Source organism: Devosia sp. Root436 (assembly GCF_001426345.1).
Classification (GTDB): Bacteria; Pseudomonadota; Alphaproteobacteria; order Rhizobiales; family Devosiaceae; genus Devosia.
The window spans coordinates 778,210-790,078 of sequence record NZ_LMEM01000009.1; the positions used below are offsets into that span (position 1 = coordinate 778,210).

Consider the following 11,869-nt stretch of genomic DNA (forward strand, 5'->3'; position numbering starts at 1 on the left):
TCCCTACGCACCCAGTAAAGGCCCCCTCACCCGGCGCTGCGCGCCGACCTCTCCCCCAAGGGAGAGGTGAAGGGTTATCCCGCGTCGTCCATGCGGAACTGCAACCGCGCCAGTTCCGCATAGCGTCCGCCCTTGGCGACCAATTCGTCATGCGTCCCCTGGTCGATGATCCGCCCGCCATCGAGCACCAGGATCTTGTCGGCGTCGCGGATGGTGGCCAGCCGGTGGGCGATGACCAGCGTGGTGCGGCCCTCCATCAGGTGTTCCAGCGCCACCTGCACCAGCCGCTCGCTTTGCGCGTCCAGCGCGCTGGTCGCTTCGTCCAGCAGCAGGATCGGCGCATTCTTGAGAATGGCGCGGGCGATGGCGAGGCGCTGTTTCTGCCCGCCCGACAGCATCACGCCACGCTCGCCGACCATCGTGTCGTAACCCAGCGGCAGGTCCAGCACGAAATCATGCACCAGGGCGGCGCGCGACGCGGCCTCGACCTCGGCCTCATCGGCCTCCGGCTTGCCGAAGCGGATATTCTCCGCGATCGTGCCGGCAAAGATCGTCGGCTCCTGCTCGACATAGGCGAAGCGCTGCCGCAATTCGCGCAGCCGTGCCTGGCGGATATCGACGCCGTCGACGCGGATCACGCCGCTGCTGACATCGTAGAAGCGCTGCAGCAGCGACAACGTCGTCGACTTGCCCGAGCCCGAAGCACCCACCAGCGCCACGGTCTCGCCGCGCCCCACGGAGAAATCGAGCCCCGTCAACACGGGCTCGGCACCGTCATAGGAGAAACTGACGTTTTCGAAGGCCACCGTGCCCAGCGCCGGCACCGGCAGGGCCACCGGCTGGGCCGGCTCGCGAATGGTCGGTTCGGTATCGAGGATTTCGGTCAGCCGCTCGGTGGCGCCGGCCACCGATTGCAGCGTGCCCAGCACCTCGCTGACATTGGTCAGCGCGCCCGAGGCCATCAACGCATAGACGAGGAACTGCGCCAGCTGTCCCGCCGTCACCGTGCCTTCGAAGACCGAGCGCGCGCCCCACCAGACGAGGAACACCAGCGCCGCCGTGCCCAGGAAGATCACCATGCCCACCAGCACCGAGCGCGCCAGCAGCCGCCGCACTTCGGCGCCATAGCTGGCCTCGCTGCGCTGGTCATACTGCGCGGCCTGCACTGGCTCCTGGGTAAACGACTTGACGGTGCGGGTGGCGCCCAGCATTTCGGTCGCCATGGCGGAGAGATCGGCCAGCGCGTCCTGGGTCTTGCGCGACATGCCGCGCAGCCGGCGGGCAAAGGTGATGACCGGGAACAGGATGGCCGGCGCCGCCACCACCACGGCCAGCGTCAGGATCGGGCTGGTCAGCAGCATCATCACCAGCGCGCCGATAATGGTCACGGTCGAGCGCAGCGCCAGCGAGAAGCTCGACCCTACCGCGCCACGGATCGTCGCCACGTCGCCATTGAGCCGGCTGGTGAGCTCGCCCACCCTGTTGGTATCGAAATAGCGCGCGTCGAGCCCGAGCAGATGCGCGAACACCGCCTGCCGCAGATCGGCCAGCACACGCTCGCCGATGACCGAGATGAAATAGAAGCGTGCGCCGCTTGCCACCGCCATGACGGCCGCGACGCCGATGATCAGCCAGCCATAGCGGCCGACATTTTCCAGATTCTGCGCCACGAATCCCTGGTCGATCGCGCCGCCCAGCAGCGCCGGTATGGCCAGCGAGGCGATGGTCGAGATCAGCAGGAACGCAATGGTCAGGCCCAGCCGCACCGGATAGCGCAGCATGAACGGCACCAGCTTGCGCAAAGGTTGCAGCTTCCTGGGGGGCGCGACCGGGGCCACTGCTATCTTTTCGGGGTCAGCTTCTACCGGAACGGCCTGGTCTGTCATCGCGGGATTAAGCCACTTGTCTTGGGGAACGGCCGTATTGGTGCTTGGATATAGGCGCTGGCCGCCAGTGCGGCAACCGCCTGCCCGGTGCGAAATTGCCGCGCCCTGCCGCTTTTCGACAAGCCCTTGCAGATTGGGCGCCCTTTCTGTATGAAGCCGCCAACACCCAGTTTAACTGCTCTCCGGGCGCCGCGGCGCCCGTTTGATTTGAGGCGATTGAGATGAAGGCTGACATCCATCCGGACTACCACGCGATCACTGTGGTCATGACCGACGGCACCAAGTACGAGACCCGTTCGACCTACGGCAAGGCCGGCGATACGCTGCAGCTCGATATCGACCCCAAGACCCATCCGGCCTGGACCGGCGGCACGGGCCAGCTGCTCGACCGCGGCGGCCGCGTTTCGCGCTTCAAGGAGCGCTTCAAGGGCCTCGGCATCTAAGCCGGTCCTGCACGGAATTCAAAAGCCCGGCCACCGCGCCGGGCTTTTTGTTTGTCCACGCCCACCGGGCATCACGCTAGGCTCGCCCGAATGCCGCCTTGAGCCGCGCCAGTTGGTCGGCGATGCCGTTGGCGGTGCCGGGGTCGAGTTCCGGCATGCGCCCGCGCTCCAGCGTGTCGAACTGCATCACCCGGTCGAACAGGCGGTCGCCCTTGTCGATATAGCCGCGCAGGGCCTCCGGGAGCTGGTCATAGCCCGGCCCGCCGCGTTCCGAGGGTGTTGCCGAGAATTTGACCTTCTCCTTTTCGGAGCGGGCATTTTCCCGTGTGATCTCGCCTTCATTGACGGCGCGCTGCAGCAGCAGCCAGGACGCCAGCTGCATCAGCCGCGTGGTGAGGCGCATCGATTCGGTGGCATAGAGAAACGAGGCTTCCCGCCCCAGCAGGCGGCTTTCATTGCGGCCTTCACCATCGAGATAGGAGGCGACGTCCTCGATCAGGCCCATGCCTTCGCGATAGAGCAGGTCGAAACCACCCGACGCCACGATTCGCGGGCCGATGGCGATTGCCGGTGCTGTCTCGTTCACATCCGTCAATCGCGCGCTCCTCCTGCACCTGCCATGCTAGGCGCAAAGTGCCAAGGCGTCATCCCCTCGGACCAATCAAGCTAAAAAGAGCTTTAAGATCAGGGCCATAACAAGGCCAAACCGCCCCTGGAAAAGAAAAAGAGCGGTAAGAACCGCTCTCGAAGTTAACAGGGAGGCGTCAAACAGAGGGAGAAACCACTCTGCAAAATCCAGAACAATCTGAATAATGTCAGGTTAGCGCGAACATATTAATTGTGCGTTAACAGGAGTCGATTTCTTAACCCTGCCTGTTGCTTCTCCGTTGACTGCGTTTGCTGCGGTTCAGCCGAGGTTGAACGGCCGCCGCTCCAGCAGAGTGCGGCCGGTCAGCGTGATGAGATGGATGCCGCCGACGGTTTCGAGCCATCCCTTGGCCTCGATCCGGGCCAGTTGCTGGGGCGATGCAGTGGCCGAACGCCCCTGTGCCAGCAGCTGCAACTGTTCGATATCGAGAGGCTGTGCCCCCTCCAGCACCGCATCACGTCCCATCGCCGCCTCCCAATGGACAATCTGCCGTTGAGGTTAGCCACTTGCCGAACAGCCGCAACGTCAACCCTCCGTTAAGCCTAACGGGGCGCGGCCGCTGAATGATGGATGAATACGCCGTTCCGGCCCGGTGCAGGCGCGATGGCGTTTTCTGGCCATATTGGCATTCCGCCAATGTGGAGAGACGATCATGACCACTATCTCTGCTGGAGCCGCTGCCGGTTTGCTGGTCGCGCTCATGGCAATGTCCACCGGCGACGGCCACAGCGCCGAACTGCTGCCCGCCGTCACCCTGGCCAACGGCTTCGTCCATCCCGGCGACATCCGGGGCTTCAACCCCCAGCCCGACCCGCCCTACGAGGCTCGCGGCTTCGATCCGCAGCCAGACCCGCCGGCGGCCTTCGGCGACGGCTCGGTCCGCATGGGTGACGGCTCGGTCAAGCCGGCCGGGCACTGACCGCTACAACTTGAACGCGGCGTCCGCAGCCTTGCGCGTGGCGCCGCGCGCTTCGATGGCCGCCTTGAGCCGGGCGATCTCGCCTTCAAGCATGGCGATGCGCTCGTTCAGCTCCTCCACCGACATGGTGTCGAGCTGCATGCCCACCTCGTGGCCCTTGGGCTTCCGGATTTCTTCGTCGAACATTGTCAGCCTCCTTTGCGCCGGGGTCGAACCCTCAGTCTAGCGGCAAAGGCTTGCGGAGAAAATCCGCATCGACCAGCATGGTGGCATGACACATTCCGACATGCAGACCATTGCCATCGCCCGGCCGGGCGGCCCCGAAGGCCTGGAGCTCCAGCGCCAGCCCATGCCGCAATGCGGTGACGGCGACGTACTGATTCGCGTTGCCGCGAGCGGGATCAATGGCCCCGATCTGGCCCAGCGCCGCGGTCATTACGATCCACCGCCCGGCGCCTCGCCCCTGCCGGGGCTGGAAGTGGCCGGCGAAATCGTCGCATTGGGCCACAGCGTCACCGGCTGGCAGCGGGGCGACCGCGTCATGGCGCTCACCAACGGCGGCGGCTATGCCGAATATGCCGCCGTGGCCGCCGGCCAGGTCCTGCCCGTTCCCGCCGGCTGGAGCCTCGCCGAAGCCGCAGCCCTGCCCGAAACCTGGTTCACCATCACCCAGACCCTTGTCATGCGCGCCGGGCTGGAACCGGGCATGACGGTGCTGGTGCATGGCGCGGCCGGCGGCATTGGCGGGGCGGCCATCCAGATAGCCACCATTCTGGGGGCCCGCGCCATCGGCGTCGTGTCGTCCGCCGCCAAGGCTGAGTATGCAACCCGGCTCGGCGCCTTCGCCACCATCGACTATACGCATGAAGACATCGCCGCCCGCGCCCTGGCCTTGACCGACGGCCGGGGCGTCGATCGCGTCGTCGACATCATCGGCGGCCCCATGACCGAAAAGAACATCGCCGCCTCGGCCCGCGGTGGCCACATCGTCCAGGTCTCGACCCTCGACGGCGCCAGCACCAATCTCTCCCTGCGCACCATGATGGCGAAGCAGCTGACCCTCTCCGGCTCCACCCTGCGCCCGCAGACGCCGGCGACCAAGGCCGCCATCGCGGCCCGCATCCGCACCGATCTGCTGCCCGCGCTGTCGCGGCCCGACTTTATCAGGCCTGCCATCACCACCTTCCTGCTGGCCGGGGCAGCCGATGCCCATCGCGCCATGGAAGCCCGCAGCCATGTCGGCAAGATCGTGCTGCTCACCGAGTTCGGCTCGTCACCTCTCCCTTCGGAGGCGAGACCGGCGCGCAGCGCCAGGTGAGGGGGCCTGCCTGGCTGGCGCGTGGGAATGGCGCGGTAAAGACCCACATCGCCATTGCGGATCAGCCCTTGAACCCATATATTGGAGCCTGTTCCCCCTCAGCATGAAGCAAAGAGGCGGAGCGGCCCGGAGGAAAACCGGCCGCGCCTGCAGGAGAGATTTATCATGACCCAGCCACTGTTGATGCCCAAGGCGACCGCTGTCTGGCTCGTCGATAACACTGCGCTGTCATTCGAGCAGATCGCTGCCTTCTGCACGCTGCATCCCCTCGAAGTTCAGGGCATTGCCGATGGCGACGTCGCCGGCGGCATCATGGGCGTCAACCCGATCCAGAACGGGCAGCTGACCCGCGAAGAGATCGAGAAGGCCGAGGGCGATCCCAATTACCGCATGAAGCTGAGCGAACCCAAGGTTCGCGTCGCCGCGGCCAAGCGCAAGGGCCCGCGCTACACCCCGATTTCACGCCGCAACGAGCGCCCCAATGCCATCAAGTGGCTGGTGCGCAACCACCCCGAGCTCAAGGACGCACAGATCATGCGCCTGGTCGGCACCACCAAGTCGACCATCGACTCGGTGCGTGAATCGACCCACTGGAATGCGGCCAACCTGGCCGCCATGGACCCGGTGACCTTGGGCCTGTGCAGCCAGATCGACCTCGATCTCGAGGTCAAGCGCGCCTCCAAGGGCGGTCCGGGCGTCGACGAGGTGGCCGAAGGCACCATGCTGATGACGGCGGAGGAAGCCCTGGCCCGATCGGGCGGCCGCCGTGCCGAAGGCGAAGAGAATGAATTCGCCGCCAACGACCATCGCCCCGAGCAGGCCCAGGACGATTTCGACGCCGACTCGGTGTTCGCCAAGCTCAAGTCGCTCAAGAGCGACACCGACAACTGAAGCATGTCTCCCAAAAGTGGGCACCGGTTTTGGGACAAAGACATGCGAAAAAATTAGGCTTTCAAAACGGCGCCACTGGCGCCGTTTTTCTTCCTCCGCCACGACCCGCGACTTTTTGATCATATAATTTCCCGGCTCCGCCGCCTCGACACGAGCGCGCTGTGGCCCCATGATTCGGCGTCGATCCTCCTGGGAGAAACGGTCGTTGGAAAACAACATCCTGCTGGCCATCTTCGTTCTGCTGGCGGCCAGCGTGGCGCTGGTGCCGCTTGCCAAGGCGCTGGGCCTGGGCACCGTCCTCGGCTACCTCGCCGCCGGCATCCTGATCGGTCCCTATGGGCTGGGGCTGGTCTCCGACAGTGAGATGATCCGTCATATCGCCGAATTCGGCATCGTCATGATGCTGTTTCTCATTGGCCTCGATCTGCAGCCAAGCGAAGTCTGGCGCATGCGCCACAAGGTGCTGGGGCTCGGCGTCACCCAGCTCACCGTCACCGCCCTCATCATCGCCCTGGCGCTGCTGGCAGCCGGCTTCTCTCTCAACATCGCGGTGATCGTGGCGCTGGCGCTGTCAATGTCCTCGACGGCCATCGCCATGCAGTCGACCCAGCAGCGCGACATCACCCACACCGATGCCGGGCGGGCCAGCCTGGCGGTCCTGCTGGTGCAGGATGTCTCGGTCATCCCCATTCTTGCCGCCATTCCCCTGCTGGCCATGCCCGGGGCCGCCCTCGACCAGGAAGTGTCGGGCGCTGTCGAGGCCATCGCCAATCCAATGGACTGGCTCACGCCGCTCATCATCATCGGCGCCTTTGTCGGCGCGGTTCTCGGCGGCCGCTTCCTCGTTCGCCCGGTTTTGCGCTTCGTGGCGCAGACCGGCGTGCGCGAAGCCTTCACCGCCCTGGGGCTTGCCATCGTTTTCGGCGCGGCCTTGCTGGCCCAGTTCGAGGGATTCTCGCCGGCGCTCGGCGCCTTCATCGGCGGGGTGCTGCTGGCAGACAGCGAATACCGCCACGAGCTGGAGAGCAATCTCGAGCCGTTCAAGGGCCTGCTGCTGGGCCTGTTCTTCATTTCCGTCGGCATGTCCATCGCCTTCGACATCCTGTGGTCCGAACCGCTGCGACTGCTGGCGCTGGTGTTCGGTTTTGTCGGCATCAAGATTGCCGTCCTGTTCGTGCTGGCCAGCTTTTTCCGCATGCACCTGGCCGACCGGTTGCTGGTCGCCATCCTTTTGAGCCAGGCCGGCGAGTTCGCCTTCGTCATCCTGCAATTCGCGCAGAATTCCGACGCCATCGGCGCCGACGACCATGCGCTGCTGGCCGTCGCCATCGCGCTCTCCATGGCGACGACACCCCTGCTGCTGCTGGCCTTCGATCGCCTGATCGCCCCACGCCTCGATGCCCGGCGCCAGCAAGACCACCCCAACGACCCCATCGACGAGCAACGCCGCATCGTCGTGCTGGGTTATGGTCGCTTCGGCCAGATCGTCACCCGCATGCTGCGCAGCCAGGGTTTCGAGATGACGCTGATCGACGACGATCCGGCCCAGATCGATCTGGTGCGCAAGTTCGGCGTCAAGGTCTTCTATGGCGATGGCGCGCGGCTCGACCTGCTCCATGCCGCCGGTGTCGGCCAGGCGGATCTGGTGGTGATCGCCGTTGGCGGCCGTGACCGCATCACGACCATTGCCCGCCATCTGCGCAAGCACTTCCCCTCGGTCACCGTCGCCGCCCGTGCCGTCGATCGCGGCCATGCCCACGAACTGATGGCGCTGGGCGTCGAGATTTTCGAGCGCGAAACCTTCCTTTCCGCCATCAGCCTCGGCGCCAAGGTGCTGACCCAGCTCGGCGTGGCGCCCAACGACGCCCTGCACATGGCCCAGGCTTTCGAGCGCCACGACAACGAACTGCTGCAGGACAGTTTCTCGGTGCGCCACGATGAGGATGCCTATGTCGGCATGGTGCGCCATTCCATGGGCCTGCTCGACGAAGCCATGCGCGGCGACAACCCATCTGCCATTCCAGTTGACAAGCCTGCTCCAAAGCGTACGGATTCCTGAGCCGGAGCGTCCGTTCCGGATTGCAAAATACACCCACGGCGTCATTTCCGCGAAAGCGGGAATCCCCCTGCGTCTGGCAAGGGAGATTCCCGCTTTCGCGGGAATGACGCGGGATATCGACCGGACCGCCCATGCCCCTTGATCCCTATTTCGTTACGGTCGCGGTGATCGCCGTTCTCGTTGTCGGCCTCTCCAAGGCCGGTTTGCTCGGCAGCCTGGGCATGGTCGGCGTACCTCTTTTGGCGCTGGTCATGCCGGCGCGCGAGGCTGCGGGCGTGATGCTGCCGGTCCTGCTGGCCATGGATGTCATCGCCGTCTGGACCTACCGCAGGGAAGTCGACTGGAAGATCCTGCGCATCATGCTGCCTGGCGCGGCCGTGGGAACGCTGCTGGGCTGGGCGCTCTGGTCGGTCGTGTCCGACGATGGCGTGCTGCTCTTTGTCGGCGTGGTGACGCTGCTCTTCATCCTCGATGCGCTGCTGCCCCTGCGCAGGAAGCTCGAAGGCCTGCCGCCATCCAGGCTATGGGGCAATTTCTGGGGCGGCTTTGCCGGCTTCACCAGCTTCATCAGCCATACCGGCGGCCCGCCCTTCCAGATCTACGTGCTGCCCCAGCGGCTGACGCCCGCTATCTATTCGGGCACTTCGGCTTTCTTCTTCGCCATCGTCAACTCGGCCAAGCTGATCCCCTATTTCTTCTTGGGCCAGCTCAGCACCCACAATCTGCAGCTCTCGGCGGCGCTCGTCCCCGTGGGCATAGTGGGCGTTCTGGCCGGCGTCTGGCTGGTCCGCCGCATCTCGATGAAATGGTTCTACCGCATCGCCTACTGGCTGGTTTTCCTGCTGGCGCTCAAGCTGATCTGGGATGGGGCACGCGGCGTATTCTGGGGGCTGTGAATCTGCCCGTCATTACGCGCGTGGAGCTTGGGCTCTTCCCCTTCTCCCCTTGAGGGAGAAGGTGCCCGAAGGGCGGATGAGGGGTCCTGCGCTATCCCCGCGCATTCAAGCATGGGAGAGCGCAGCACCCCTCACCCGGAAACCCGCTGAACGCGGATTTCCACCCTCTCCCTCAAGGGGAGAGGGCATCTGCGGAGTGTCCAAGGTCTCCGCAGCCACGGAGCAGGCTTCCCTCCCCCTTGTGGGGCTTGGGAGCGACCCGAAGGGGCAAATCGCGGAGCGATTTGAGCGGACAAGGCCATGAGGGCTGTGCCCGAATGGCTGGAATGAGGGTGGGGGCTCTTTCGAGCACCTTGCATCCAGAGAACAACCCAACAAAAAAGGGCCGCAGCCGCATGCTGTGACCCTTCAAACCCAGATGGGCGACTTGCTTGTCGCTCTTACTGGGAAACCACATTGAATTTGTAGAGCGCGTCCTTCACTTCGAGTTTCTTGCGCTTCAGCGCGCTGACCATCAGATCGTCGTGGCGGGTGCTTTGCAGTTCTGCCTGGATCTGGCGGTCCAACTCCTGGTGGCGCCGTTCGAGCGCCGCGATATGCCCTTCAGTCGTCATGACAACTCCTTGAAAGCCTATGTGGACGAATCGATGGTCACAAATAATTCACGACTTGTCGACTGCCTTCGGGCCCGCTCTTGAAATCTGGTGCAAAACTCCCCGTGATCGGTTAACCAGAGGTAACGGCTGAGGCGTCGGGGGTACGCGGGAATCCATGCTTTCGCTCACCAAGGAACAGGAAGCCACCCTGGGTCTGGAATTGGCCACCAAACGCCAGGAACACAGCGACCTCAATGCTGCGATCGATACCCTGACCAGTTCGCATGTGGCCGACCGCATGCTCATCCAGCGCCTCAAGAAGCGGAAGCTGGCGCTCAAGGACCGTATCGTCCAGCTCGAAAACATCCTCTTGCCCGACATCATCGCCTGATGCGGCGCGCTGCCTTGATGTGTGGCGACAATTGGGCTAGTTCCGCGCTTTGCAAAGACCGATGGGGGAATCGGCCGTGCTGACAAAACCACTCGTCGCCATCGTCATGGGCAGCCAGTCCGATTGGCCCACCATGCGCCTCGCCGCCGAAACGCTCGAAGCGCTGGAGGTGGAATACGAGGCACGCATCGTCTCCGCCCACCGCACCCCCGAACGCTTGGTCGATTTTGCCACCAATGCGCGGGCCGAAGGCTTCAAGGTCATCATTGCCGGAGCCGGTGGCGCCGCCCACCTGCCGGGCATGATCGCCGCGATGACGCCGCTGCCGGTCTTCGGCGTGCCGGTCAAGTCCAAGGCCCTGAACGGGCAGGATAGCCTCCTCTCCATCGTGCAGATGCCCGGCGGCATTCCCGTCGGCACCCTCGCCATCGGCGAGCCCGGCGCCATCAATGCCGCACTGATCGCTGCCGCCGTGCTGGCCCTTTCCGACGAGGACCTTGCCGACCGGCTTGACGCTTTCCGCGCCCGCCAGACCGCTGCCGTCCCGCTCTTTCCCGCAGATACCGAGTAGATCTTGGCAAACGACAATTCCGCGCTGCCCCCAGGCAGCATGATCGGCATTCTCGGCGGCGGGCAATTGGGCCGCATGCTGTCGCTGGCATCAAGCAAGCTGGGCATGCGCACCCATATCTTCTGCCCAGACCCCCTGAGCCCCGCCTTCGAGGTCACCCCGCACAAGACTGTCGCCGCATATGACGACGAAGCGGCCCTCGCCGCCTTCGCCGACGCCGTCGATGTCATCACCTACGAATTCGAGAACGTCCCCGCGGCTACGGCCGAATTCCTCGCCGCCAGAAAACCCTTGCGCCCCGGTGCCAATGCGCTGGCCGTGTCGCAGGATCGGCTGGCCGAAAAGCAGTTCCTCTCCTCCAAGAACATTCCCGTCGCGCCCTGGCGCGCCGTCGAGAGCCTGGCGGACCTCGAAGCCGCCATCGCCGCGCTCGGCCTGCCGGCCGTGCTCAAGACCACGCGGCTGGGCTATGACGGCAAGGGCCAGCGCGTCCTCCGCGATCGCGGCGAGGCGGCAGCCGCCTTTGCCGAGCTCAGCCCCAAGCCGCTGGTGCTCGAAGCCTTCATGCCCTTCGACAAGGAAATCTCGGTCGTCGTCGCCCGCAACGCATCAGGCGAAGTCCGCGCCTACGACGCCGCCGAAAACGTGCACCGCAACCACATCCTCTTCACCTCGACCGTGCCCGCCGACATCCCACCCGGCGTCGAAAAGCACGCCGCCATGCTGGCCAAGGTCATCGTCGTGGCGCTGGACTATGTCGGCGTGCTCGGCGTCGAATTCTTCGTCATCCCGGGCGAGCGCCCGACGCTTGTGGTCAACGAGATCGCCCCCCGCGTCCACAATTCCGGCCACTGGACCGAGGCCGTGTGCCTCACCGACCAGTTCGAGCAGCATATCCGCGCGGTCGTCGGCTGGCCATTGGGCGACCCGGCCCGCATGGCCGACGTCGTGATGGAAAACCTCGTCGGCGACGAAGTCGGCATCGTTCCCTCGGCGCTCGACGGCAACACCCAGCCCCACCTCTATGGCAAGACGGAAGTGCGAGCCGGTCGGAAGATGGGGCATGTGAACCGGATTGTGCGCAAATAGTGCCACGCCTCGTGGTTCGAGGGTCGCTTCGCTCCCGCCTCACCATGAGGCTACTTGTAGCGTGGTGTTCCAGTAGCCCTTGTATTAGCGCTTTGTGGTTAGCTCGTGCCATCCTTTTGGATGCCGCGATCTGGATGGCGACCCAGATCGCGGCTGCGGTG

Annotated in this window: 14 protein-coding genes; 9 read left to right on the plus strand and 5 right to left on the minus strand. The window is 64.8% G+C overall.

Annotation, left to right across the window (positions count from 1 at the left end; translation table 11 throughout):
- Positions 1-74 precede the first annotated feature (74 nt).
- Positions 75-1,802, minus strand: coding sequence for an ABC transporter transmembrane domain-containing protein (locus ASD04_RS08740; RefSeq protein ID WP_348271016.1), 1,728 nt, complete (start codon positions 1,800-1,802; stop codon positions 75-77).
- A 305-nt stretch (positions 1,803-2,107) separates the two neighbouring features.
- On the opposite strand from ASD04_RS08740, the gene rpmE reads away from it, so the two are divergent.
- Positions 2,108-2,329 (plus strand): 50S ribosomal protein L31, encoded by a 222-nt coding sequence (gene rpmE / locus ASD04_RS08745; protein ID WP_056255398.1) that lies wholly within the window; start codon positions 2,108-2,110, stop codon positions 2,327-2,329.
- Positions 2,330-2,405: 76 nt separating this feature from the next.
- On the opposite strand, the gene ASD04_RS08750 is transcribed toward rpmE, so the two are convergent.
- On the minus strand, positions 2,406-2,915 hold the full coding sequence (locus tag ASD04_RS08750; protein ID WP_056255523.1) for a DUF1465 family protein: 510 nt from the start codon (positions 2,913-2,915) through the stop codon (positions 2,406-2,408).
- A 321-nt stretch (positions 2,916-3,236) separates the two neighbouring features.
- Positions 3,237-3,443 carry a hypothetical protein gene (locus ASD04_RS08755; protein WP_056255399.1) on the minus strand — a complete coding sequence of 69 codons (207 nt, stop codon included), beginning with the start codon at positions 3,441-3,443 and terminating at the stop codon, positions 3,237-3,239.
- Between the two features lie 187 nt (positions 3,444-3,630).
- Between ASD04_RS08755 and ASD04_RS08760 the strand changes: the two genes are divergently transcribed.
- Positions 3,631-3,897: a hypothetical protein gene (locus ASD04_RS08760; RefSeq protein WP_056255401.1), complete on the plus strand. Its 267-nt coding sequence runs from the start codon at positions 3,631-3,633 to the stop codon at positions 3,895-3,897.
- Between the two features lie 3 nt (positions 3,898-3,900).
- Here ASD04_RS08760 and ASD04_RS08765 read toward each other — a convergent pair whose 3' ends face one another.
- The gene (locus ASD04_RS08765; RefSeq protein ID WP_056235692.1) at positions 3,901-4,083 is read right to left on the minus strand and encodes a DUF1192 domain-containing protein; all 183 of its coding nucleotides are present in this window, start codon (positions 4,081-4,083) and stop codon (positions 3,901-3,903) included.
- Positions 4,084-4,168: 85 nt separating this feature from the next.
- Between ASD04_RS08765 and ASD04_RS08770 the strand changes: the two genes are divergently transcribed.
- The 4 genes from ASD04_RS08770 to ASD04_RS08785 all read left to right on the plus strand — a co-directional run bounded on the left by ASD04_RS08770 (position 4,169) and on the right by ASD04_RS08785 (position 9,061).
- Positions 4,169-5,215 (plus strand): NAD(P)H-quinone oxidoreductase, encoded by a 1,047-nt coding sequence (locus ASD04_RS08770; protein WP_200940246.1) that lies wholly within the window; start codon positions 4,169-4,171, stop codon positions 5,213-5,215.
- Positions 5,216-5,380: 165 nt separating this feature from the next.
- Positions 5,381-6,106: a cell cycle transcriptional regulator TrcR gene (locus ASD04_RS08775; RefSeq protein WP_056255403.1), complete on the plus strand. Its 726-nt coding sequence runs from the start codon at positions 5,381-5,383 to the stop codon at positions 6,104-6,106.
- A gap of 205 nt (positions 6,107-6,311) precedes the next feature.
- On the plus strand, positions 6,312-8,165 hold the full coding sequence (locus tag ASD04_RS08780; protein ID WP_056255405.1) for a monovalent cation:proton antiporter-2 (CPA2) family protein: 1,854 nt from the start codon (positions 6,312-6,314) through the stop codon (positions 8,163-8,165).
- A 131-nt stretch (positions 8,166-8,296) separates the two neighbouring features.
- Positions 8,297-9,061, plus strand: coding sequence for a sulfite exporter TauE/SafE family protein (locus ASD04_RS08785; RefSeq protein WP_056255406.1), 765 nt, complete (start codon positions 8,297-8,299; stop codon positions 9,059-9,061).
- A gap of 440 nt (positions 9,062-9,501) precedes the next feature.
- On the opposite strand, the gene ASD04_RS19130 is transcribed toward ASD04_RS08785, so the two are convergent.
- The gene (locus tag ASD04_RS19130; RefSeq protein WP_082531089.1) at positions 9,502-9,675 is read right to left on the minus strand and encodes a DUF465 domain-containing protein; all 174 of its coding nucleotides are present in this window, start codon (positions 9,673-9,675) and stop codon (positions 9,502-9,504) included.
- 157 nt (positions 9,676-9,832) lie between these two features.
- Here ASD04_RS19130 and ASD04_RS08790 point away from each other — a divergent pair, with 157 nt between their 5' ends.
- The 3 genes from ASD04_RS08790 (at position 9,833) to ASD04_RS08800 (ending at position 11,708) form a co-directional block, all read left to right on the plus strand.
- The gene (locus ASD04_RS08790) at positions 9,833-10,048 is read left to right on the plus strand and encodes a DUF465 domain-containing protein (protein WP_056255408.1); all 216 of its coding nucleotides are present in this window, start codon (positions 9,833-9,835) and stop codon (positions 10,046-10,048) included.
- Between the two features lie 76 nt (positions 10,049-10,124).
- The gene (gene purE / locus ASD04_RS08795; protein ID WP_162245116.1) at positions 10,125-10,619 is read left to right on the plus strand and encodes a 5-(carboxyamino)imidazole ribonucleotide mutase; all 495 of its coding nucleotides are present in this window, start codon (positions 10,125-10,127) and stop codon (positions 10,617-10,619) included.
- Positions 10,620-10,622: 3 nt separating this feature from the next.
- Complete coding sequence (locus ASD04_RS08800; protein WP_280137669.1) at positions 10,623-11,708, plus strand: 5-(carboxyamino)imidazole ribonucleotide synthase; 1,086 nt, start codon at positions 10,623-10,625, stop codon at positions 11,706-11,708.
- Positions 11,709-11,869: the final 161 nt, after the last annotated feature.